20 protein-coding genes are annotated in these 22394 nt (G+C 49.2%); 10 read left to right on the top strand and 10 right to left on the bottom strand.

Features of this window, described 5'->3' with window-relative positions:
• Positions 1–181: 181 nt before the first annotated feature.
• The gene (gene moeB, locus AWQ21_RS01910) at positions 182–1357 is read right to left on the bottom strand and encodes a molybdopterin-synthase adenylyltransferase MoeB (protein WP_065713084.1); all 1176 of its coding nucleotides are present in this window, start codon (positions 1355–1357) and stop codon (positions 182–184) included.
• A 293-nt stretch (positions 1358–1650) separates the two neighbouring features.
• Here moeB and AWQ21_RS01905 point away from each other — a divergent pair, with 293 nt between their 5' ends.
• Complete coding sequence (locus AWQ21_RS01905; protein ID WP_065713083.1) at positions 1651–3066, top strand: LCP family protein; 1416 nt, start codon at positions 1651–1653, stop codon at positions 3064–3066.
• Positions 3067–3094: 28 nt separating this feature from the next.
• Positions 3095–4819, top strand: a complete 1725-nt coding sequence (locus tag AWQ21_RS01900) for an FAD-dependent oxidoreductase (protein ID WP_065713082.1) — start codon at positions 3095–3097, stop codon at positions 4817–4819.
• A 6-nt stretch (positions 4820–4825) separates the two neighbouring features.
• Here AWQ21_RS01900 and AWQ21_RS01895 read toward each other — a convergent pair whose 3' ends face one another.
• Complete coding sequence (locus AWQ21_RS01895) at positions 4826–6355, bottom strand: YifB family Mg chelatase-like AAA ATPase (protein ID WP_065713081.1); 1530 nt, start codon at positions 6353–6355, stop codon at positions 4826–4828.
• Positions 6356–6434: 79 nt separating this feature from the next.
• On the opposite strand from AWQ21_RS01895, the gene AWQ21_RS01890 reads away from it, so the two are divergent.
• Positions 6435–6956 carry a TolB family protein gene (locus AWQ21_RS01890; protein ID WP_065713080.1) on the top strand — a complete coding sequence of 174 codons (522 nt, stop codon included), beginning with the start codon at positions 6435–6437 and terminating at the stop codon, positions 6954–6956.
• Positions 6957–6997: 41 nt separating this feature from the next.
• On the opposite strand, the gene AWQ21_RS01885 is transcribed toward AWQ21_RS01890, so the two are convergent.
• Positions 6998–7717: a hypothetical protein gene (locus AWQ21_RS01885; RefSeq protein ID WP_198159676.1), complete on the bottom strand. Its 720-nt coding sequence runs from the start codon at positions 7715–7717 to the stop codon at positions 6998–7000.
• 182 nt (positions 7718–7899) lie between these two features.
• Here AWQ21_RS01885 and AWQ21_RS15790 point away from each other — a divergent pair, with 182 nt between their 5' ends.
• Together AWQ21_RS15790 and AWQ21_RS01880 are read left to right on the top strand one after the other, a co-directional pair.
• A complete protein-coding gene (locus AWQ21_RS15790; RefSeq protein ID WP_071932257.1) occupies positions 7900–8118 on the top strand; it encodes a helix-turn-helix domain-containing protein in 219 nt (72 codons plus the stop codon).
• Complete coding sequence (locus tag AWQ21_RS01880; protein WP_065713078.1) at positions 8115–8714, top strand: hypothetical protein; 600 nt, start codon at positions 8115–8117, stop codon at positions 8712–8714. Before AWQ21_RS15790 ends, AWQ21_RS01880 begins: the two co-directional genes overlap by 4 nt.
• A gap of 2 nt (positions 8715–8716) precedes the next feature.
• Here the strand turns inward: AWQ21_RS01880 and AWQ21_RS01875 are convergent, their stop codons facing one another.
• The 6 genes from AWQ21_RS01875 to AWQ21_RS01850 all read right to left on the bottom strand — a co-directional run bounded on the left by AWQ21_RS01875 (position 8717) and on the right by AWQ21_RS01850 (position 15135).
• Positions 8717–9595, bottom strand: coding sequence for a site-specific DNA-methyltransferase (locus AWQ21_RS01875; RefSeq protein ID WP_065713077.1), 879 nt, complete (start codon positions 9593–9595; stop codon positions 8717–8719).
• 89 nt (positions 9596–9684) lie between these two features.
• On the bottom strand, positions 9685–10581 hold the full coding sequence (locus tag AWQ21_RS01870; RefSeq protein ID WP_198159675.1) for a type IIL restriction-modification enzyme MmeI: 897 nt from the start codon (positions 10579–10581) through the stop codon (positions 9685–9687).
• 98 nt (positions 10582–10679) lie between these two features.
• The gene (locus tag AWQ21_RS01865) at positions 10680–11867 is read right to left on the bottom strand and encodes a GNAT family N-acetyltransferase (protein WP_065713075.1); all 1188 of its coding nucleotides are present in this window, start codon (positions 11865–11867) and stop codon (positions 10680–10682) included.
• 78 nt (positions 11868–11945) lie between these two features.
• Positions 11946–12419, bottom strand: a complete 474-nt coding sequence (locus AWQ21_RS01860; RefSeq protein WP_065715171.1) for a phosphoribosyltransferase — start codon at positions 12417–12419, stop codon at positions 11946–11948.
• Between the two features lie 2 nt (positions 12420–12421).
• The gene (locus AWQ21_RS01855) at positions 12422–13000 is read right to left on the bottom strand and encodes a metal-binding protein (RefSeq protein WP_065713074.1); all 579 of its coding nucleotides are present in this window, start codon (positions 12998–13000) and stop codon (positions 12422–12424) included.
• On the bottom strand, positions 13000–15135 hold the full coding sequence (locus tag AWQ21_RS01850; protein WP_065713073.1) for an IMS domain-containing protein: 2136 nt from the start codon (positions 15133–15135) through the stop codon (positions 13000–13002). Before AWQ21_RS01850 ends, AWQ21_RS01855 begins: the two co-directional genes overlap by 1 nt.
• Before the next feature lie 723 nt (positions 15136–15858).
• On the opposite strand from AWQ21_RS01850, the gene pdhA reads away from it, so the two are divergent.
• From pdhA to gcvH, 4 genes are all read left to right on the top strand, one after another.
• The gene (pdhA, locus tag AWQ21_RS01845; protein WP_065715170.1) at positions 15859–16890 is read left to right on the top strand and encodes a pyruvate dehydrogenase (acetyl-transferring) E1 component subunit alpha; all 1032 of its coding nucleotides are present in this window, start codon (positions 15859–15861) and stop codon (positions 16888–16890) included.
• A gap of 161 nt (positions 16891–17051) precedes the next feature.
• Positions 17052–18377, top strand: a complete 1326-nt coding sequence (locus tag AWQ21_RS01840) for an aminopeptidase P N-terminal domain-containing protein (protein WP_065713072.1) — start codon at positions 17052–17054, stop codon at positions 18375–18377.
• A 15-nt stretch (positions 18378–18392) separates the two neighbouring features.
• Positions 18393–18515: a hypothetical protein gene (locus AWQ21_RS16605; protein WP_257784284.1), complete on the top strand. Its 123-nt coding sequence runs from the start codon at positions 18393–18395 to the stop codon at positions 18513–18515.
• Between the two features lie 179 nt (positions 18516–18694).
• Complete coding sequence (gcvH, locus tag AWQ21_RS01835; RefSeq protein ID WP_030006127.1) at positions 18695–19093, top strand: glycine cleavage system protein GcvH; 399 nt, start codon at positions 18695–18697, stop codon at positions 19091–19093.
• Here the strand turns inward: gcvH and AWQ21_RS01830 are convergent.
• On the bottom strand, positions 19072–20007 hold the full coding sequence (locus AWQ21_RS01830) for a DMT family transporter (RefSeq protein ID WP_232315028.1): 936 nt from the start codon (positions 20005–20007) through the stop codon (positions 19072–19074). The genes gcvH and AWQ21_RS01830 overlap by 22 nt on opposite strands.
• A gap of 468 nt (positions 20008–20475) precedes the next feature.
• Between AWQ21_RS01830 and ftsH2 the strand changes: the two genes are divergently transcribed.
• Positions 20476–22362, top strand: a complete 1887-nt coding sequence (gene ftsH2, locus AWQ21_RS01825; protein WP_065713070.1) for an ATP-dependent zinc metalloprotease FtsH2 — start codon at positions 20476–20478, stop codon at positions 22360–22362.
• Positions 22363–22394 lie beyond the last annotated feature (32 nt).

Below are 22394 nucleotides of genomic sequence, written 5' to 3'. Positions count from 1 at the left end.
CCTCTTTTCGCTTTTGCCCCCTGTAGCCCCTCTCCTATACCTAAGAGAGGTTTTTTCTTGGGGAGGATTTTTTTATTTTTTACCCACAAAAAAACCCGCTACGGACGGGCTTTGCTAATCAAAATTATCGAATTATTTTCAGGTGCTCGCGGCAGCAGACAATCTGATACCGAAGCGTTTTTTAGTACAGAGGTACGTTCGAATCAACTTCTTCGCTCCAGGCTTTGATGCCACCTTTGACGTTGATGCCTGTAATTCCTGCTTCCTGGAGAATGCCGAGGGCTTTCGCTGAACGGCCGCCCATCTTACAGTGGGCAATTAACTTTTTCCCTTCTGTTAGTAATTCCTTGACCTGATCAACCCCATCGCCTTGTTCAATATCGGGTAGAGGGATCAGCGTCGCCCCCGGAATTTGGGCAATGTCATATTCATGGGGATTGCGGACATCGATCAACACATAATCATCGGCACCGCTGTCCAACAACGCCTTAAGCTCCGTAACTGTCATTTCTTCCATAGCTGCCTGCTGTTCTGCCTCCGCTGCCTTTGCTTGGGGAATGCCGCAAAACTGTTCGTAATCAATTAATTTTTCGATTACAGGACGTTCTGGGTTGGGACGTAATTTCAATTCCCGGAATTTCATATCCAGGGCGTTGAAAAGTAGAAGTCTGCCACTGAGGGTATTCTTCGCCCCAAGGATGATCTTGATGGTTTCTGTGGCTTGGATCGTGCCAATAATTCCTGGCAATACACCGAGGACGCCACCCTCTGCACAGGAGGGAACCATGCCTGGTGGCGGGGGTTCGGGGTACAGATCGCGGTAGTTGGGGCCGCCTTCGTAGTTAAAAACGGTGGCTTGGCCTTCAAACCGGAAAATCGAGCCGTAGACATTGGGCTTATTTAAAAGAACACAGGCATCATTCGTGAGGTAACGGGTGGGGAAATTATCCGTCCCATCAACAACGATGTCGTAATCTTTGATAATGTCGAGGGCATTACTAGAATTAATCTGGGTCTCGTAGAGATCGACTTGGCAGAAGGGGTTAATTTCCAGGATCCGGTTTTTGGCCGATTGGATTTTGGGCTTGCCAACCCAAGAAGTGCCGTGGATGATTTGGCGTTGCAGGTTAGAAAAATCTACAACATCAAAATCGACCAGACCAATCCGACCGATTCCCGCAGCGGCAAGGTAGAGCAGTAATGGCGAGCCGAGACCACCACTACCGATACAAAGGACACTGGCGGCTTTAAGCTTCTTTTGTCCATCTACGCCCACTTCCGGCAAGATTAGGTGCCGTGAATAGCGTTCGTAGTCATCCTTTGTTAGTTCTATAGTGTCTAAATTAGGATTTAACATTTTTGGGTGTTCTGAGGAAATGTTTTAGAGTCTGCGGTCTGGGGTCACGACCAAGAACACGATTGCAGTCTCTTAGTCTACTGCGTTGTGGGGTTAGATTCTAGGTTAACTTAAGGGATTGTGCCTTGGGCAGAAAATATTTTGCTCAGAAATAGGGGACGATTAATAGATTTATTGGTATTTTTTGAGGAAAGCATTGTGCAACACTGCGTCAAATCATATTGACAAGGTATAGTCGCTTTTAGCACTCACTAAGCGGGATAGTTTGATTGATCCCTAGGAGAAAAGGTCTTATGGTTCATGGTCAAGAAGTTACGAATGGGGATCAACCCCGCAAAGGCTCCACGAAGCTTCTTCGATCACCGCGCCGTAATCTTTCTCGCCGCCATAAGCCGAAGTCTAAAGTTCTTTCGCCTTTTGTGCAGGGACTGTCGTGGGGGGTTGGTTTTATGGGCACGATTCTCCTTTCGGCCTCCCTAGGAACGGCGATCGCCGTTTATACTCCCATTGCCCAACTGGTATTGCCTTTTCTACCAGCTCCCCTCGGAAGCTTTGCCACCGACGGTTTACGACAACTCGGAACCTACAGTTTGGGTCGCCCCGTGAATGTCCTTGTGATGGGAATTGATCGAGTCGAAGGCACCGAGAATCCAAAAGCTGAATTTAATGGACGCAGCGATACCATGTTGTTGGTTCGCTTTGAGCCAGAACAGGGACAAGTCAATATGCTTTCGATCCCTAGGGATAGCCAAGTCAGAATTCCCGATGTGGGTATTACAAAAATTAATGAAGCCAATGCCTATGGTGGCGGCCGGCTAGCGGCCCAGGTTGTAAGTGAAGCCTTAAATGGTGTGGCAGTGGATCGCTATGTGCGTGTGACCACCGACACCTTTAAAGAGTTAGTTGATGCCGTGGGGGGCGTCAATGTATTTGTCCCAGCAGGTATGCAATACACAGACCAGACCCAGGGTCTCGAGATCAACCTCGAAAAAGGCTGGCAAGTTTTAGATGGGGAACAGGCAGAGCAGTTTGTCCGCTTCCGACAGGATCAATATGGCGATATTGGCCGGGTACAGCGCCAACAGATACTCCTCAAAGCGCTCCGGGAAAAAATCCAATCCCCGGCAATTATTCCCCGTCTTCCTGCTTTGATTGGTTTGGTGCGCGAACATATTGACACTAATCTAACCTGGGAGGAAATGTTGGCATTAATGAATTTTTCTCGACAGCTTAAGCAAGAAAATTTCCAAATGGTGATGCTACCAGGACGTTTTAGTGAGGTTGGTGAATATAACCGTAGCTACTGGATTATTTCTGACCAGGGCAAAAATCAGGTGATGACGGAATTTTTTGCGGTGGAATCGCCAGTCTGGTCAGCCCCCGGTGAAAATGACGTCGCTTTAACGAACAATGTACGCATTGCGATTCAAAATGCTTCTGGTTCCCCAGGGATGGCGCGACAGGTGTCGGAATTTTTGCAGGCCCAAGGCTTTACGAATATTTATTTGTCGAGTGATTATCCAGATCGTCTAGAACAAACTCAAGTGATCGCCCAACAGGGCAATGTGACTGGGGCAAATCAACTGCTAGCAAACCTAGGTACAGGGAGAGTTGAAGCGTCTTCCATTGGCGAGATTGAATCGGACTTTACGATCCGCGTGGGCCAAGATTGGCTGGAACGATCCCAGGAATCGTTTGTGTCCAATTAATTGAATCAATCAGAAATTAAGCAAATTAATGGAAAACTTACGGACGCAGGTCTTGGTGGTCGGGGGCGGTACTGGAGGAACAGCAGCGGCCCTCCAATGTGCGCGACAAGGGGTTGAGACAATTTTAATCAGTGAGTTTCCTTGGTTGGGGGGGATGCTCACCGGGGCAGGGGTTGCCGCGCCGGATGGGAATGAATTGCGGGCCTGGCAGACGGGTCTCTGGGGTGCTTTTCTGCGGGAGCTACAACGGCGGCACCAGGAGACAGGCTTGGATCACAGTTGGGTCAGTATGTTCACTTTTGATCCGCGAGTTGGGGCTGAGATCTTTGCAGATTGGGTTAAAGCAGAGCAGAAGTTAACTTGGATTGCAGGACAGATTCCCCTGGAGGTCAAAAGACAAGGCGATCGCCTTTGTGCGGTGCGGTTCCCAGATTATTGGATTGAGGCGGACATTATTCTCGACGGGACAGAATTAGGGGATCTACTCGCCTTAGGGGATGTGCCCCACCGTTGGGGTTGGGATTGGTCGGAAAATTTTCAGGAACCCAGCGCCCCCGCTGCTCCCAACGAAATGACGCAAACCTACCCAGTACAGTCACCCACCTGGGTTTTTTATCTCAAAGAGAATGGCCGACGACCTCCTGCCAGTAATGGGGATTTTTCGTTATTCCAAGGGGCTTGGGAAAAATATGGCCTGGAGCACTTTCTGAATTATGGAGGGCTGCCCCATGGCCACTACATGATGAATTGGCCCCTCGCGGGCAATGATTTCGGTTTGGGGGGCGATCGCCTTTTAGATCCCCAACAACGCCTTGATTTTTACCGAGAAGCCCAGGAACACAGTTTGGCGTTTGCGGATCACATTTACCAGGAATCTAGCGGCAAGTATGGCCTGGCGACGGGCGTTTTTCCCCATGATTTGTACGGTGGCAGTTTTGCGCTGATGCCCTATTTCCGAGAAAGTCGGCGGTTAATCGGGACGACAACTCTCACGGAACAGCAGATTTTACCCCAGGGTACTGTTGCGCCTTTGCCTTTAAATACAGCCGGGGAAGTCCAGGCGATCGCCATTGGCAATTACGCCAACGACCATCATTATCCAGGCTTTGAATTTCCCCTAACTCCGAAATCAATCCCCTGGGGCGGCCGCTGGACAGGCACTCCCTTTACGATCCCCTACACGGCTCTGTGTTCAGCAACGGTGGAAAATTTAATCGCCTGCGAGAAAAATATTGCCGTTTCCCACATTGCTAATGGGGCAACACGCTTGCAACCCCTAGTGCTAAATATTGGTCAGGCAGCAGGACAGGCAGCGGCTCTGGCGATTCAGAATCAGTGTGCCCCTAAAGATCTCGACGTACGACAACTCCAAGAAAAATTACTGACAGATAACTTTGCGCCCGCAGCGGTGATCCCCTTATATAATTTGCCCTTTGATCATCCTGAATGGCTAAAGTGGCAACGGTTTTACCTCGATCATCCTGACAAATATCCTGAAACTGGTTTGTGTGCTTGCGGGTCGTTTGCTTCAGGATTTACGCCCCAAGCCAAACCCTACAGCGGTGAGATTTTTCCGCAAGGCGATCATCAATATGCTATCTCTCTACCCGATCAGTTAAAACCGGTTCAGGTGGTGACCCTTGATCCCCAGATGCATCAGTGGCTAGAAAATCTGGAGACTCCCCAAAAAATCCAGGCGATCGGCAGAATTAACCACGCAGCACCCTGGTTTGTCCTTGAGGGACTTTCCTAAAACCCACTATTGCATTCGGTCGATGGTGCGGTACTGAATCGCCTCGGCAATATGGGTCGTTTGGATGGTGGGAGCAGCAGCTAAATCGGCAATTGTACGGGATACTTTCAGAATCCGATCCATGGCCCGGGCCGATAACCCCAACTTGCGGATCGCCCCCTCGAGCAAATTACGACTACCTTGGTCAAGGCCACAATGTTGCCGCAAATCCTTGGTGGTCATCTCCGCGTTACAGTGCACTTGGGGGTGATCCTGAAACCGTACTTGGGCAATCTGTCGCGCCTGGTTAACCCGTTCTGCGACCGTGCGAGAATCTTCCCCGACGCCCTGTTGCATCATTTCTTCAGGTTTCAAGCGATTCACCGCCACCTGGAGATCAATGCGATCCATCAACGGCCCCGATAGTTTCGCCCAATATTGCTCACGAGCGCGTGGACTGCAAGTGCAAGCTTGGATTGGGTCACCAAAATAACCACAGGGACAGGGATTGGTGCTGGCAACGAGGGTAAATTGGGCCGGAAATTCCACCGACTGACGGGTGCGGGAAATGGTCACAAAGCCATCTTCAAGGGGTTGTCGCAAAAATTCGAGAACATTACGTTTAAATTCCGTTAATTCATCGAGAAATAACACGCCCCGGTGGGCCAAAGAAATTTCCCCAGGTCGCGGAAAACTACCACCGCCAACCAGGGAAGGGCCAGAGGCGGAATGGTGGGGACTACGGAAAGGACGGGCTGTGACCAACGTGCCACGGTCTTTGAGCAAACCGGCCACGGAATGGATTTGCGACACTTCTAAAGCTTCATCGAAGGATAGTTTCGGCAAAATACCCGGTAATCTTCGGGCGAGCATCGTTTTGCCGCTCCCGGGTGGCCCCACAAAAACGAGATTATGACCGCCAGCAGCGGCAATTTCCAGGGCGCGACGGGCTAGGGTTTGGCCTTTGACATCTTTGAGATCTGGTACCAGGTGGGCGGCTTTGGCGATCGCCTCTCGGATATCAATTTCTACAGCTTGATGCTCATGGGGCGCTCCCAACAGATCCGCCACTTCCTTTAAATTTCCACAGCCGTAAACCGTTAGGCCATTCACAACTGCTGCTTCCTGGGCATTGGCAGTGGGGACAACCATCCCCTTAAAGCCTAACTTTTGGGCAGCGGCGGCGATTGGTAAAACCCCCGCCACGGGTCGAAGCGTGCCATCAAGGGATACTTCCCCCAGGAATAAAAAATCCTCTAGGAGCGTTGTTTCAATTTGTTCTGTCGCCGCCAAAATGCCCACACTAATGGGAAGATCAAAACTAGGGCCTTCTTTGCGGAGATCGGCCGGCGTGAGATTGACTAAAATTTTGCGCACGGGGAACCCAAACCCAGAATTTTTGAGGGCGGCCTTGACCCGTTCCCGCGATTCTTGTACTGCCGTATCCGGAAGTCCGACCACCATCATTTTCGGTAAGCCGCCGGAAATATCGACTTCCACCCCGACCCTGAGGGCATCGACCCCGACGATGGTGGCACTCCAAATTTTTGCTAGCATTGCTCTGTTTTTAGTGTGCTGTTAGGACAACATTATAGAAAAATTGGCGATCGCCCGACCTTTGATTTTCCTTTGACCTATGCGCTATGTTTCTTTCCTACGCAGTTTTTTCCTCGGTAGCCTCGGTTTGCTGCTCCAGAGCTGTGTTGGTTATCCGCGCATTGTCAATTTTCCCGTTGATCCCGGTGGCCGCAGTTTAAACAGCCGTGCCCTCGAATTTGATCCGGCGATCGCCGAACCCTACCTGGTTTTTGCCTCAGACCGCAACGGCTCCCAGGATATCTATCTATTTGATACCAGTACCCGCCAAACGATTCTGTTACCGGGCCTCAATGCCCTAAATGAAATTGCCTCCCATCCGGCCGTTTCTGAAGACGGTCGTTATATCGTGTTTGCGGTTAATCGTCGTGGCGAATCTGATATTTATCTTTATGATCGCGAGTTTGAACAAAAACGGAATTTAACCGATAACTTAAACCAGGAAGTGCGTAATCCAACCATTAGTGCTGACGGGTCTAAAATTGCCTTTGAGGCCGCTGAAAATGGCCAATGGGATATCCTTGTTTATGACCGCAATGGTCGTCAGTTAGATGTCGAATAATATCTCCTGACCTTTTTAGCTAATGCAGCACCAACTGATCACTAGAGGGTAGCGTAGTAGCACTTGGTTTCGGTTTCGGTGTGACTCAAAATGACGCCGAGGTCTTCGAGGATTTCTAGGCAGTTTTGAATCGTTTCTAATTTTTTTGCGCTTGTGCCTTTGAACTGGGCGGCAATTTGGGTAATTGTCCATTCGCCGCCTTGGGTACGCAATAAATCTCGGATCGCAGCAAGTTGATCTTTGAGTTTTGTCGGGAATTTTTGTTGTTCGGGTGGGGCAATGACAACCTCTTCTTTTTTCTCTTCTACGCCAACGCCTTCGATGACTTTCTGGGTGACGACTTCATCGGGGGCTTGGTATTCGGGTCGGAGCCAACGGACAAAGCCGTTTCGTTCTTCTTCGGCGCGTTCTGCGTTGAGATCGACTAATCTTTGCAGGATGGTTTGTTCGAGTTCTTCTTTGGGATTTGATCCCCCTAAATCCCCGATCCCTCCGCCTTCGGCACCTCCCTTAAAAAGGGAGGCAAGGGGGACTTTTTGAGAGCTTTCTTCTCCCCCCTTACTCAAGGGGGGCTGGGGGGGATCTCGATAAACTTTTTGCCACAGGGGGATCAGGTCGTCCCAGCCGTAGGCGCGGAAAACGGCTTGATCGAGGTCGTCGTGGATTTGTTTGAGGGTGGTGATGAGGGCTTTGTTGTTAAATTCTCTGTCTTTGTCGGTGAAGGGTTCGCCACTCCGCATTTTTTCGAGGCAGTTATACATAGCGGTGATGGTGACTATGGGATGGGTGGCATGGACTTGTTGCGAGAGAGAGTAAATCTCTCCAAAGATATGTACAGAAAGTTAACTAGCCGAAAGCAGAATAGATTACTTAAGAGGAAAGAGCCTTAAATGATACTTATAGTCCGTAGACCAATAGTCGTCATCTTAGCATAGTTATACCTATGGAAAAAAATAACTTGCTAATTCAACTGGGTTCCAGAATTAGAGAAATAAGAAAAGCAAAAGGTTTATCACAAGAAGTCTTGGCTAGTAAATGTAATTTAGATCGGACTTATATCGGGGGCATTGAGCGAGGCGAGAGAAATGTCTCATTCCAAAACCTTTATGCAATCTCATCTAGTCTTGGTATCTCACTATCTGAACTACTAAATGATATATGAAAATCATAGAAATTATTGACATCATTGAATCAAGAAATATATCTGAATCAGAATTCTGGGAAGCACGTTGGAATGATATTGAGGATTCCATAACTGCCATTGACTGGCCTCATGGTTCAGGCAGTTTTTCTCTAAATCCAACCGAAAAACATAAGAATGGAGTAAAACCTATTAAAATCCCTGCTATCAATTTGTTAAAGAGTCGTGGGTGGAGGGTAGAAAAGCTCCCTAAACAATTAGCTGGAGCAAAAATGGGAAACCTAGATGCTTTATATGAAAATCCTAAGCTTGGGAATATTGGCTTTGAGTGGGAAACAGGGAATATTTCGTCGAGTCATAGAGCAATTAATAAAATGCTTTTAGCACTTCTCAAAAAAGGATTGATTGCTGGGGTGTTAGTCGTTCCATCAGAATCCATGCGTCCTTACATTACTGATCGTATCGGTAACATAAACGAACTTCGCGAATATTTTTTCCTTTGGAACAAATTACAAATAGGCTCTGCTCTACTCCGAATAGTATCCGTTGAATACGATGCACTCGACCCTGAAGTTGACTTTATTCCCAAGGGTTTTGATGGAATGGCGAAAAGATAATATTACTCTTCTTCTATATAGTCATCATTCTGGTGATGATAAACTTCACCCGCTGTTAGACGTTCGATGATAACATCACAACTTTCAATTTCTGATCCTAACCAGTGACGATGTTTCGCTTCACACACAGAAAACGTAGTTCCAGATCCACCAAAAGGATCAAAAACGATGTCACCAGGATTAGTTGCCATCTCAATAACCCTTGAGAGTAATTTTGTTGATAACTGATTAGTTTTTCTCTTTTTGCTTTTATATTTCCAATGTCGAACAGGAGTGATATCACACCATACATCGCTTAATGTAACACCGTTTGGGTTCATAGATTTTCTATGTCCGCCATAGTCCTTGATTTCTCCTCCACAATGTCTGCAAAGTTGAATCGGCGTGCGAATTCTTTTAAATATTGTAGGAGAATCACCCTTACAATAGTAAAGGAGGCTGTAGTGAGATGGATACAAACGTCCCTTAATTGGCATGCTCATCTTAATATCGACAGTAATCCAATGTCGAAAGTTCAGACCTAAATCATTAAGATAATTACCAGCAAAAATATTCCATTTTGGCAAGTTGTATATAAAGATAGATCCTCCGTCATTTAATATTCTTGTGCATTCAGTAATCCAAGATTTCATCCATAAAAGATATTCATTCTCTGAACGCTGATCATTGACTTTTGCACCGTATTTTTTTCCGAGATTGAAAGGTGGATCTGCAAAAATCAGATTCACACTACTTGAATTCATCGAATGCAAGATATTCAAACAGTCTTCTTCAAATAAAGCACCCTTGTCTGTTTGAAAGATTGGTTGGACTGGCTGATTGAAAAGATGTTGAAAATCCCAAGTATATTTCGTGAGATCTTGAGTATTAGTTTCTATCATATCCCGAACTCTTTTTGATGACTATAAGTATCCAAGACTAGTGTGGAAGTTGTCAAGTATTCTCACAGAAGCAGAAGAATACTCGATAGCTAATCTGTTAACAATCCCCCATTAAACCGGAGCAACTGCCCGTGGAACCCAAAACTTGTCCCATCATTCATTGCCTGCCATAACGCTTCCACTTGGGGCTTAAAATCCTGCGGTTTGGGGATCCACCGTTCCCGCAGCGCCTCCGTAAACAGATGTTCCTTCAGTAACCCCACATCCTCCGCAAACATCGTAAAAATACAGCACATCAAAAAATGCGCCACCATTTGAGGACTCGCCGTTTCCTCTAGGGTCTTTGACAATTCCGCCAAATCCGCCGCCACTTCCCGCGTCACCTGCGCTGCGATCTTTTCGGGGTTTAACGACTGCGGATCCGTGAAAACCTTATAGAAAAAATCCTGAACTTCTGGCTTTTTCAGATCCGTAAACGGAATCTTCGGCACACTGTCATAGGTTCCGTAATTTCCATTCGCACTGAGCCAAGACTCACTAAAATCCTGCCAAACCCGAAAATGATCGCCGATATCGCAAGTAATCAAAAAAGGAGGCTTTGGCTCCACAAACCGCGCATACTTGAGCGCCTGCCCAAACGCCTTTTTCATCTCCTTCCGGTAGGCAGCCGTCCCCCGTTTCCCGTGCCCCTTATTGCTGGAGTTGCTGCCCTGCTTCGTCTCCAGAACAAAGCAGCCTTCCTTATAAAAATCAATAAAATTCGTTGTTGCTGCCCCACTCGGCGCAATGATTTTTACATCCCGATCAAAACAATAGCTGTTATTCCCTTCACCCTTCGGCGGCGACTTCTCCACCCCCAGAAACTCACAAAAATCATTTAAAAAGCTCTGGTAATTTGCCCGTTCATTCCCTTCCGAGCCTTTCCACTTCTCAATAAAATCCGTCATCTGCTTAGTCGTATCCTGTGGCGATCGCCCTTTGATCATACTTTAAACACCAAGAACTTCAGATCCCCGACTTCTCGTAGAAGTCGGGGATCTAAGGGAGACAGATAGGGCGGCGATTGCGCTTTTGGCTAGTGAAGCTAGGAAATTTTCAATTGAACTTCCTGCCGTTTAAAAGGAATATCAGCATTAATTGCTTCGATTTCCTGTTGCTCCATCGCATTAATTTCATCAATATAAGCGTCTAAAACTTGGCCCATGCGGGGTTGATAAAAACGGTGGAGGCTGTAGTTTGGGGTTGCCGGAAAACCACGCCGTCGTTTATGTTTACCCCCAGCGCCCGGATCGTACATCGTGATGCCTTGCTCAATGGCCCATTGGATCGGTTTGTAATAACAGGCTTCGAAATGGAGGCAGTCATACTCATCAAAGGCGCCCCAATAGCGGCCATAAAGATAATCATCTTTGCGGATACAAAAAGATAAACCGACGGGATGTTTATCGTCTTCTGGCGTGTAGGCAGCGGCCAGGACAACTCGGTGGCGGTAGGTTGATTCTAAGGTTTCAAAAAAGGGTTTACGGAGATATTTACTGCCCCAAAAAAACTTGTCACAGGTGCTGCTATAAAAACGATAAATCAAGGGAAAGTAATGGGCGGGAATTTCGTCGCCCGTCATCATTTTGAGGGATAAACCTGCTTTATCAACGGCTTTGCGTTCGCGTTTAATGTTTTTGCGTTGGTTAGAGGTAAAAGCACCGAGATAGTCGTCGAAGTTGTCAAAATTCTGGTTGCTCCAGATATAGCCATGGTGGAGCCAAGCCCGGAAACCGAGTTGTTCCATGGTTTTTTGCCAGGTGGGATCGACAAACAGAAAATTACAACCAGAGAGTTGCTGGCGATCGCAAAATTGATCAATGGCGGCAACCATGACCTGGGAAAGGGCCAGTTCATCTTCACCGGGGGCAATCAAAAAGCGGTATCCCACAGCCGGCGTAAAGGGTGTCATCCCCACGAGTTTTGGGTAGTATTCGTGGCCCAAGCGGTAGGACAAATCGGCCCATTGGTGGTCAAAAACAAATTCGCCGTAGCTATGGCCTTTGATGTAGAGGGGGGCCATGGCAATAAATTCTCCCTCCCGCTGCACCGATAGATGGCAGGGTTGCCAGCCGGTTCGGGGGCCGACACTACCGGAGCATTCAATATTATGGAGCCAATCCCATTCTAGAAAAGGGGTTTTCAATGGCGCGGCGATCGCATCCCAGGCAGCTTTGGGGATTGCAGCGATTTCACTGTGCCAAGTAACGGTAATTTGCGACGGGGCAACCATTGATTTGGGCAAAATTTAAGAATTTTTTATACCTTAATGGATCTCGCTTGATTTTGCATCGCTCTCCCTGGGCGCGGCTCACCCTTTTTCGTAATGTTCAAAGGGCTGCTGAATCCAAGGATTATCGGGCAAATGCTGGACATAATAATCCGGCTGCACTTGGGAATGGCCTTTGTACCAGAGGACAGCGGTGCGAATTTCTGTAATTTGAGGGGCTTGGGTTTTGAGCCAGGTCTGGATTTGCTGGAGACTCAGGCCCGAATCGACTAAATCATCTACCAGCAAAAGGCGATCGCCCAGAGGCCCAAAGTTCGTAAAATGTTCCGCAAACAAGAGTTTTCCCCGTTCTCGGTTGCCGATGCCACCGTAGCTAGCCACATTGAGAATTGCCAAGGGTTGATCGAAAATGCGCGCCAAAATGTCACCAATCCTTAAGCCACCTTTCGCCAAACAGAGAATTTGGTTGAATTCCCACTGGGATTTTTGAATTGTAGTGGCCAATTGTTCAATTAAAGCGTGGTATTCGGCCCAACTGATCTTGAGGTCTGCCATGGTCATCTTCGGGAGGAACGGGGGGATTTACGACGTTTTTTGCGTTTTTTCCGAGGAAAGGAAGAAAATAAGCCTTGTTTCTGAGATCGTTTAACCGCCGAGCCCAGCCAATCACTTACAGAATGGCTCATTGCTCCAATTTCCAGCCCTATAAAGAGCGCTAAACTTTCTGCCCAGTAGTGTTGTTGCCACTGTCGCTGGATATTGAGAAAGGCCGTGCGCCAATTCCAAGAAAAATCAAGCATCAGTTGGGCGATCGCCACGCCGATAATTGCGACAAACAGCAGAATTGCCCCCAGATAGAGCAGGCGAACAATTGTCCCGATCAAAAATCCGTGGGAGAGGGCCGAACGATGGCGGAGATTTTTTTGGTAGGGGAGCCAAATCCAGCGAAAAATTCCCCAACGTTTAAACTGCACCGAATGAATATCCAAGTCCGGGCCAAACATCAAGCCGCTAAACAGATAGGCCAAACTCAAAATAAGGGCCAATTCCCACCGCCGTAGCAAAAGAAAACCGAGGCCCACCACCACGGGCAGCCCCCAGAACGTGATCTGATCGTGGGTGCGTCCGGAAGGCATTACAAGGTTTGGGAAGATTGGATCAACCAGCGATCGCCTTGGCGCACCAAACCATAGCGCACTCGCAAGCTGGAGTCATAGGACTGGCTGGCATCACGTTCCCCATTGGCCCGGTAATAGTCTGCCTTTTCCTGCACCTGGGCCTCCACGGTCGCCACATTGGGTTGGTCTGGGTTAAAGTTGACTGTCTCAACGGTCAAATTATGGTCATAGGTGCGGTAGGTGCCAGCGCTACGGACGGCTTGGGCACTACTACGCCAGCGGGACAAGGAGGGTTCTACCAGAATATTTTCTAGGGCAGCTAAATCATGGTTTTGGCCAAAAGCTTTAGCTTTACTTTCAAACCAAGTTTGAATTACTTCGGCGGCGATCGCCTCATTGATCACAGGTGTTGTTTCCGTCGTTGTCCCGTTATCAGGATTATTGCTCGGTTCGGCAGTGTCTAGGCTGGGGATCGTCAGAGGCGGTTCCCCATTGAGAGTGACCTGTAGAGGTTCCTGGGTGGTTAGGCCAGACAAAATTCGCACGAGACCCACAACCACCAAAATACTCCCGACGATGGCGGCGATCGCTCCTAAAGGCCCCATGGACTTTTTCGGATGAGCTGGGGACGCTTCTGGGCCTGGGTCTAACGCTGCAGTAACAGGTGCTAAATCGGGAGAGGGCGGCGCTGGGGCGACGGTGGAGGGAGTTTGCGTGACAAGATCCTCAAAGGAATTGACTTTGGCTGGGCGACTTGGGTGGGGCGCAACAACGTTGTTCTCTGATTTGAGTTCTTCTGGTGGTTTTTCTGCTGGGGCTGCTGTACTTTCTGTTTCTGGGGAAGGCATGGGCGTGGGGACAGCCTCCGTGAGGAGATCGTCGAGATACTGCTGTACCTCAGGGTCAGCGAAATAAGCCGTCAAAGAAACAGAGCCATCCTCGCGCCGTTGCCGGAGATCGCGAAAATGGGAAAAGACCTCCGTCTTCAGCCACTGTTCCCCATAGAGACACAGGCCTGGCAGTAGATCCGGTGCCCCCTCAGATTGCTCGCGAATGTAGGCGATCGCCTCCTGTTCCTGGCTTTGTTCTAGCAGTTGATTGGCTTCCGTTGGCTGCCCCAAAAGTAACGCACAGATCGATTGCTCTAAATAGACATCCTGACGTTTGCCAAGCCGTTTTAATAAAGTTTGGGCTTGGACGACTAAATCCGGTTGCCGTCGCGAAAACCCTGCCGCTAAAAGGGCATATACCGCGAGATAGGCTGCTGCCGCTGAAGGTCGCTTTGATTCTGCAACAAACAAATCCAACTGTTCTTGAACCGTCAGATAACTGCGCAACTGCTGGATGAACCGTAAAAAATCATCAATGCTGAGACCCGACTGATCATCTCCTTGGCCATCAATCCCTGCGCGGGCGCTCAACATTTCCTGGAGCAGTTGTAAACCCCGTTGTCGCTCTTGGGTTTCCGATTCTGGTCGGGCTAGAAGTTCTAAGACTTGATAAGGTCTGAGTCGATGGAGATCTGCTTGGATTTCCTGCTGGAGGTCTTCAAATTGCGCCGCATCTACCAATAATTCTTGACTCTTCTGACCTGATATGGCGGCCTGTTCGTAATGTTGTTGGAGCCACTGTTCCCGGCTTAATTCCCAATGGGCTAGGGCCAGACAAAGCCGTAGTTCTTGCTCAACGATTTCTACGGCCCCAAATTTTCCTTCTTTGACCAGCTTGCCTTTGCCCTTGAGGTAGGGGATAGCCCACTTCAGCACCAATTCATACTCCCCCAGGTCGAGGAGCAACAGCAGTCCCCCCAGTAAATCTTTTTCCGCAATGTCAATGGTCGGTTGATGAGCTGTGAGTTCCTCTAACTCCGTGTCACTGGCGCTACGACCGGGGAAAGGCAGTTTCGGCCGACTGGGAACAAGGGGGCGAAACATATTCCCCGACAGCTCATGGTCGTAGACGGCGCGGGTTTCTGTTTGGGATAACACCTCAAAGGCTTGCTCGATAATCCGGTTGCGGGCTTCAATGGCCAAGGCATTATGTTCGCGACGGGGGAACTGGGATAGGCGATCGCGATAGGCTTGGGTAATTTGGGCAGTGGTTGCCTTGGCGGGGACGCATAGGATGCGGTAATAGTCGAGCGGGATGCGCACAGTTTACTTTCCTATCAGCAAAAGTCGGGTCAATTAACGTTATCAAAAATTCGCGGTAAGACCCCACTGTACTAGGGGGTGATCCAAAGCGAGTGACTGATGTCGGGAAGAAGCAAATTCAAGATCTGCTAAGCTGCTACACTGAATTTTAGCGGATAGGGTAATCAACCGCTCTAAAAACCCAGTCGCCTCACGGCACGACGCTGAACCTTGACAATCAGAGATATCGGGTTCTATCCAATCGTTCTAGTTTCCCCCTGTGGATAGGTAAAATCTTTGCAGGAACTAGACGACCAGCATTTGAAACAACCGTTTCAAGTCAAACAAACATTGGACAAATCCAACTACCCAGGGGCACTGGGAAAGTAACGCTTGGGGAGAGACCCACCTCTGTCTAGGGCTTCGCAAGGAATCCTGGGCAAGTGGACTCACTGAATCAAGAATCTCTGTGTTGACCAACGGAGAGTGTCAAATTAACCAAAGAGTTTTACTCCCCATAACGAATGCGCTGTCGGCCCCTCTGTTGCGGTGGCGGTCAGCATATTGACTATACCCACTTAACCCACTTAGATAATGGCATTGCGAAGTTGCTTAACCAATAAAGCTTTGCTTCTTCTTTCTATGGAAGTCCATTTGATTCTAAACTGTTATTTCAAGTTTCACACAGCCCTTGCGCCGCGTGATCGACTCATAAGACTAACCGAAAAATCCTGAATGTTAATGATGCATAAAGAACGGACAGCCCCAGAATTTGATAGTTCTTCGGTAGAGATCACCAAAGAAGAAGCCCTCATGCTCTACGAAGATATGACCTTAGGACGCTTGTTCGAGGATAAGTGTGCTGAGATGTACTACCGAGGCAAGATGTTTGGCTTTGTTCACCTCTACAACGGTCAGGAAGCGGTTTCCACTGGGGTGATTCGCTCCATGCGGCAGGGGGAAGATTTTGTTTGTAGTACCTACCGTGACCACGTCCATGCCCTCAGTGCTGGGGTGCCCGCGCGGGAAGTGATGGCGGAACTGTTTGGTAAAGAAACGGGCTGCAGCAAGGGTCGAGGTGGCTCGATGCACATGTTTTCAAAAGAGCATGGTCTCCTGGGGGGCTACGCGTTTATCGGGGAAGGGATTCCGGTGGCGGCAGGGGCGGCCCTCCAAAGTAAATACCGCCAGGAAGTGATGGGCAATAAAAATGCTGATAATGTGACGGCTTGTTTCTTTGGGGACGGGACAACGAACAATGGCCAGTTTTTTGAAACCCTAAATATGGCGGCCCTCTGGAAATTGCCGATTTTATTTGTGGTGGAAAATAATAAGTGGGCGATCGGTATGGCTCACGAACGGGCAACGTCCCAGCCGGAAATTTATAAGAAAGCGAGTGTGTTTGGGATGCCCGGTTATGAAGTGGACGGGATGGATGTGCTAGCAATGCGGGATGTGGCCCAAAAGGCGATCGCCAGAGCAAGAGCTGGGGAAGGGCCAACTTTGATCGAAGCACTCACCTACCGCTTCCGGGGTCACTCCCTCGCCGATCCCGATGAATTGCGCTCTGCCGAAGAAAAAGAGTTCTGGGCCCAGCGGGATCCGCTGAAACGCTTTGAAAAATTTGTCACTAATCGGGGCTTGGCTACCGCCGAGGAACTGAAGGCGATTGAGAAGAAAATTCAAGAAGTGGTGAATGAGTCTGTGACCTTCGCTGAAAGTAGTCCCGAACCGAATCCGGCAGAGTTGCGCAAATACATTTTTGCCGAAAGCTAAAACGGATCTTTATAAGATCCCTCAAAATTAAGGTTGGCGATCGCCTTTTGGGTGAAGTCGCCAGCTTTTTTTATGGGTCAATATTTAGGGGGCAAATTTGGAGGCAAAAAAGTTTGCTACCATTTTATTCACTCAAAACAAGCGCAGATCGATAGAAATCAATGGGCATTACACCGCAGGAATACCAACAGCGTCGCCAAGCATTCATGGCTAAAATTGGCCAGGGAACCGCCATCCTACGCAGTGCGCCCCACGCGGTGATGCATAACGATGTGGAATATAATTTCCGCCAAGATAGCGATTTTTATTACCTGACGGGTTTCAATGAACCCAATGCGGTGGCTGTGTTTGCCCCCCACCACCCGGAACATCAATTTATTCTGTTCGTGCAACCCAAGGATCTTGCCCAGGAAATTTGGGTCGGCTACCGGGCTGGGGTAGAAGGAGCTAAGGAAAAATTCGGTGCTGATATCACCTACTCAATCCAGGAATTAGACGAAAAACTGCCCGAATATCTCAAGGGTGGCGATCGCCTTTTTTATCACCTAGGCCGGGACGAAAAATTTAACCAAACGATTCTGCAACATTACCAACGTCTCCTGGCAACCCGCTCGAAGCGTGGTACAGGCCCCACTGCCCTTGAAGATCCGGGGTCGATTTTACACGCGATGCGCATGGTCAAAAGCTCGGCGGAACTAGACCTCATGCGTCGGGCCACGGCCATTTCGGCTAAAGCCCACCTCTGGGCGCTGGAATATGCCAGACCCGGACTCTACGAATACCAAGTCCAAGCCGAGATCGAACACCTTTTCCGCCTCGAGGGAGCTGCTGGCTTTGCTTACCCTTCCATTGTTGCCGGGGGCGCCAATGCCTGTATCCTGCACTACGTTGAAAATAGTGCCCAACTCCAGGACAACGAATTACTCCTGATCGATGCGGGGGCTTGCTATGACTACTACAACGGCGATATTACCCGTACCTTCCCCATTGGTGGCCGATTTACCCCGGAACAAAAAACCCTCTACGAAATTGTCCTCGAAGCGCAGAAACAAGCCATTGCAGCTGTCCAGCCGGGGCATTCCTACCAAGGTTCCCACGCGGCGGCCGTGCGAGTGATCACCCAGGGACTGCTGGATTTGGGGTTACTCCGGGGCGATCTCGAAGAACTGATCGAAGGGGAAAAATATAAGCCTTTCTTTATGCATGGCACGGGCCACTGGTTAGGGCTAGATGTCCATGACGCAGGGATCTACAAGATCGGCCCGGAAAAGGATGCTTGGACGAATTTTGCGGCGGGTAATATTGTCACCGTGGAACCGGGTATTTACATTTCCCCCTACATTGAACCAGCCGAAGGTCAGCCGGAAATTCCCGACCACTGGAAGGGCATTGGCATTCGCATTGAAGATGATGTGTTGGTCACAGAAACGGGCCATGAGGTTTTGACGGCGGCTGTCCCGAAGGAAATTAAAGATCTAGAGCAGTAGGGAGGCATTTTCGAGATGCAGCGTGATTGGCTCGGTTTTGGGCTATTTTTTCTGGGCTTAACCCTCTATCTTTTTTGGTCGGCAAAAACGGAAATGGGCACCAAAATTGGTCAGAAAACAAAAGGCGATCGCCGCTAATGAACCCTGACAAGTTTCGGTCATTGTTGCCCCGGGCCAGGAATCGTAACAAATTTCTGTTGAAGCCTTGATCTTGCCAAAATTCCAGAATAAAGTAGCCCAAGGGTTGTACAGACTCGACACATCCATGGTGCCTCCTTGTCTGTGCCCTGCGACCTTCCAGCCTAGAGAAATTGACTATGGAACTCGAATATCCAGATGACCTCCGCTATTTAGATAGCCACGAATACATTCGCCTCGATGGGGAAATTGCCACCATTGGCTTGAGTGCCCATGCCATCGATGAGTTGGGGGATATTGTTTTCCTAGAGCTACCGGAGGAAGGGGATGCAATTGTCGTGGGCGAAACCTTTGGCAGCATCGAATCCGTCAAAGCTGTAGAGGATCTTTACGCACCGATTTCCGGCACCGTCATTGACCGCAATGAGACGCTAATTCAATCGCCAGAAATGGTTTCCGAAGACCCCTACGAAGAGGGGTGGTTTATCAAGGTGCGGGTCGATAATCTCGACGATGAAATGCTCGCAGAAACGATGACCGCCGAAGAATACCGGCTTCAGGTGGCAGGCGAAGAATAAGATTTTGTTGAAGCTTGGGTTTGGGGCTTTTGGGTCTGGGCTGATTTTGCCAGGTAGATCCCCCCAAGCACCCCGCAGAAGGCGATCGCATTGGTCGGCGTTAAAGTTTCACCCAAGAGACCCCAGGCAAACACCGCCGTAATAATTGGCTCTAAGAGAAGAAAAATCGCCACAAAGCCAGACGAAAACGTTTTGAGACTATAGACCACTAATCCCTGGCCAAAGCATTGACATAAAATGGCCAAACCAATGGCGGCTCCCCAAACTGGTAAGGACTGGGGAAATAAGTGGTCTTCGGTGAGCCACACAAAAGGCAACAGCAATAGGCAACCAAAACCACAGCGCCAGAGCAGAATTTGGCTTGCCCCCAGGCGATCGCGCAGATTTTCCACCAAGAGTAAATTCACCCCATAACAAAGGGCAGACAGCAGGGCCAGCAGATCCCCAGTTAAATGCTGCCAAGCCAACTGGAAATCCGTTACCCCAATGGCGATCGCCCCGCCGATGGCCACCACCAGACCCCAGAGAAAACGTCGGTCAAAGCTTTGGCGGAACCACAACCAAGCCCCCAGGGTCGTGAACAGCGGCGTTAGATTTCGCAGCACCGTCGAATTCGCCACACTCGTCTCCGCCAGGGAGAGCGCCCACAACACCACTGAACTCGAGGAAACAGCCCCCACCAACAGCAATAGAGCATAATCTTTGCCGGTGATCCGGGGGGCGATCGCCATAACGTTATCATCATTTTTTCTGGGTTTCAGCAGTTCCCACAAGCCCAAAACCACCGTCGCCAGCCACAACCGATTAAAAACCGTTGCCCCAGCCCCTAGCTCCGTACTGCACCAACGGATAAAAATCGCCGCAAACGATACCGCCAGCAAGGCCAAAATGAGTAAAAATAAAGTCCACTGCAAGGGCGACTGGGTTGACAGATCAAGAGAAACCGATCTATGGGAAGTCGCCGCATCAGAGGGAACAGCTTGTTTCGGGCTAGGGGAAGGAGAGATCACAGCACCATCACTTTGAAAATCTAAAAAATTTAATTAAACATTTAACCTTAACTGAATCTAGCGCAGGCGGTGATCGATCTTCCCTTTGCTTGGAAAACGCAGACCACCCACCCAACGAAAAGCATCAATCCACACCCAGAAAATCCCAGAAAGTTGCTATCAAAATGAGAATTAAGTTAAATTTAGTTAAGACATCGTCATAAAAATGCCAATTTATAGGCAAAGCCCCTAAGCAACGCTTTCTTTTTATACTGCTAGTAAGCGCGAAAACCTTTGCTTCGTGGTGCGCCCTTCGGGATTGCAAAGATCGGTGGCCCTTCGCTGCTTCTCTTCGCATCCACTTATTGAATCAAACATAACAAAGATTAACCCATGAAACCATCTTGGAAAACCGCTGTCCTCTGGGCACTTCCCCTACTCGTGATCGGCTTTTTTGTTTGGCAGGGAGCCTTTTCGGCAAATCCTTCCAACCTCGTTGGTAATAGCGCCAACATCCGCATGAGTTATGGCCGCTTCCTTGAATATTTAGATGCTGGCCGGGTAACAAGCGTTGATCTATACGAAGGGGGCCGCACAGCGATCATTGAAGCGGTTGACCCAGAACTAGACAACCGTGTGCAACAAATCCGCGTTGATTTGCCTGGTAATTCTCCTGAACTGATTAGCAAACTCCGGGACGCCAAGGTAGACTTCGATTCCCACCCCGTAAGCAACAATGGTGCTGTGTGGGGCATTCTCGGAAATCTAATCTTCCCAATTCTCTTGATTTCGGCATTATTTTTCCTCTTCCGTCGCTCTAGCAATATGCCCGGTGGCCCTGGCCAGGCGATGAACTTCGGCAAGTCTAAGGCGAAGTTCATGATGGAAGCGCAAACGGGAATCATGTTCGATGATGTTGCTGGCATCGAAGAAGCAAAAGAAGAACTCCAAGAAGTTGTTACCTTCCTGAAGCAGCCAGAAAAATTCACAGCAGTGGGTGCCCGAATCCCCAAAGGGGTTCTCCTCGTTGGCCCTCCCGGAACTGGTAAAACCCTCCTCGCGAAGGCGATCGCCGGTGAAGCTGGGGTACCTTTCTTCAGTATTTCTGGTTCTGAGTTTGTGGAAATGTTCGTTGGGGTTGGTGCGTCCCGGGTACGTGACCTCTTCAAAAAAGCCAAAGAAAATGCACCTTGTCTAATCTTTATCGACGAAATTGACGCTGTAGGTCGTCAACGGGGTGCTGGTATCGGTGGTGGTAACGATGAGCGGGAACAAACCCTCAACCAGTTGCTCACCGAAATGGATGGTTTCGAAGGCAACACCGGCATCATCATTATCGCCGCCACCAACCGTCCCGATGTGCTGGACTCTGCCTTAATGCGTCCGGGCCGCTTTGACCGTCAGGTGACTGTAGATACCCCCGACATCAAAGGCCGCTTGAGCATTCTCGAAGTTCATGCCCGCAACAAAAAACTTGCCGACGAAATTTCCCTCGACGTTATTGCCCGCCGCACTCCCGGTTTTAGTGGTGCCGACCTCGCTAACCTTTTGAACGAAGCAGCAATTCTTACGGCGCGTCGTCGCAAAGAAGCAATCACCATGGCGGAAATTGATGACGCAGTGGATCGGGTAATCGCCGGGATGGAAGGTACTCCCCTGGTAGACAGTAAGAGTAAGCGTCTGATCGCCTATCACGAAGTGGGCCACGCTATCGTCGGCACCCTGCTCAAGGATCACGATCCGGTACAGAAGGTTACCCTCATTCCCCGTGGTCAAGCTCAAGGTTTAACCTGGTTCACCCCCAACGAAGAACAAGGTTTAACCACGAAGTCCCAATTAATGGCCCGCATTGCCGGTGCCCTCGGTGGCCGGGCTGCAGAAGAAGAAATCTTTGGTCACGACGAAGTAACCACTGGTGCTGGGGGCGATCTCCAACAGGTCAGCGGTATGGCTCGCCAAATGGTGACTCGCTTCGGGATGAGTGATTTGGGGCCGTTGTCCCTAGAAAGCCAACAGGGTGAAGTCTTCCTTGGTGGTGGCTTTATGAATCGCTCAGAATATTCTGAAGTGGTTGCGTCCCGCATTGATGAACAAATTCGGATCATTGCCGAAGAAGCTCACCGTCTCGCCCGCCAATTGGTGCGCGATAACCGGGAAGTAATCGATCGTCTCGTAGATCTACTGATCGAAAGAGAAACCATCGATGGGGAAGAGTTCCGACAGATTGTGGCTGAATACACAACGGTTCCGGAAAAGGAGCAGTTTGTACCACAACTCTAAACCCATAATTTGAGATCAATCTAAGGATGAGA

The sequence above is a fragment of the Picosynechococcus sp. PCC 7003 genome, assembly GCF_001693255.1.
Lineage (GTDB): Bacteria > Cyanobacteriota > Cyanobacteriia > Cyanobacteriales > MRBY01 > MRBY01.
The sequence above is the reverse complement of the archived record's forward strand: the minus strand, read 5'-3'. Positions and strand labels throughout refer to the sequence as shown.

Bases quoted from the DNA above. Each gene is read 5' to 3' on its own strand.
- AWQ21_RS01855 (WP_065713074.1), bottom strand. From the start codon at position 13,000: ATGCCTTCCGGACGCACCCACGATCAGATCACGTTCTGGGGGCTGCCC.
- AWQ21_RS01905 (WP_065713083.1), top strand. From the start codon at position 1,651: ATGGTTCATGGTCAAGAAGTTACGAATGGGGATCAACCCCGCAAAGGC.
- AWQ21_RS01895 (WP_065713081.1), bottom strand. From the start codon at position 6,355: ATGCTAGCAAAAATTTGGAGTGCCACCATCGTCGGGGTCGATGCCCTC.
- AWQ21_RS01900 (WP_065713082.1), top strand. From the start codon at position 3,095: ATGGAAAACTTACGGACGCAGGTCTTGGTGGTCGGGGGCGGTACTGGA.
- AWQ21_RS01880 (WP_065713078.1), top strand. From the start codon at position 8,115: ATGAAAATCATAGAAATTATTGACATCATTGAATCAAGAAATATATCT.
- AWQ21_RS16605 (WP_257784284.1), top strand. From the start codon at position 18,393: ATGCAGCGTGATTGGCTCGGTTTTGGGCTATTTTTTCTGGGCTTAACC.
- AWQ21_RS01890 (WP_065713080.1), top strand. From the start codon at position 6,435: ATGCGCTATGTTTCTTTCCTACGCAGTTTTTTCCTCGGTAGCCTCGGT.
- AWQ21_RS15790 (WP_071932257.1), top strand. From the start codon at position 7,900: ATGGAAAAAAATAACTTGCTAATTCAACTGGGTTCCAGAATTAGAGAA.
- ftsH2 (WP_065713070.1), top strand. From the start codon at position 20,476: ATGAAACCATCTTGGAAAACCGCTGTCCTCTGGGCACTTCCCCTACTC.
- AWQ21_RS01860 (WP_065715171.1), bottom strand. From the start codon at position 12,419: ATGGCAGACCTCAAGATCAGTTGGGCCGAATACCACGCTTTAATTGAA.
- gcvH (WP_030006127.1), top strand. From the start codon at position 18,695: ATGGAACTCGAATATCCAGATGACCTCCGCTATTTAGATAGCCACGAA.
- pdhA (WP_065715170.1), top strand. From the start codon at position 15,859: ATGCATAAAGAACGGACAGCCCCAGAATTTGATAGTTCTTCGGTAGAG.
- AWQ21_RS01865 (WP_065713075.1), bottom strand. From the start codon at position 11,867: ATGGTTGCCCCGTCGCAAATTACCGTTACTTGGCACAGTGAAATCGCT.
- AWQ21_RS01840 (WP_065713072.1), top strand. From the start codon at position 17,052: ATGGGCATTACACCGCAGGAATACCAACAGCGTCGCCAAGCATTCATG.
- moeB (WP_065713084.1), bottom strand. From the start codon at position 1,357: ATGTTAAATCCTAATTTAGACACTATAGAACTAACAAAGGATGACTAC.
- AWQ21_RS01870 (WP_198159675.1), bottom strand. From the start codon at position 10,581: ATGATCAAAGGGCGATCGCCACAGGATACGACTAAGCAGATGACGGAT.
- AWQ21_RS01885 (WP_198159676.1), bottom strand. From the start codon at position 7,717: ATGTATAACTGCCTCGAAAAAATGCGGAGTGGCGAACCCTTCACCGAC.
- AWQ21_RS01875 (WP_065713077.1), bottom strand. From the start codon at position 9,595: ATGATAGAAACTAATACTCAAGATCTCACGAAATATACTTGGGATTTT.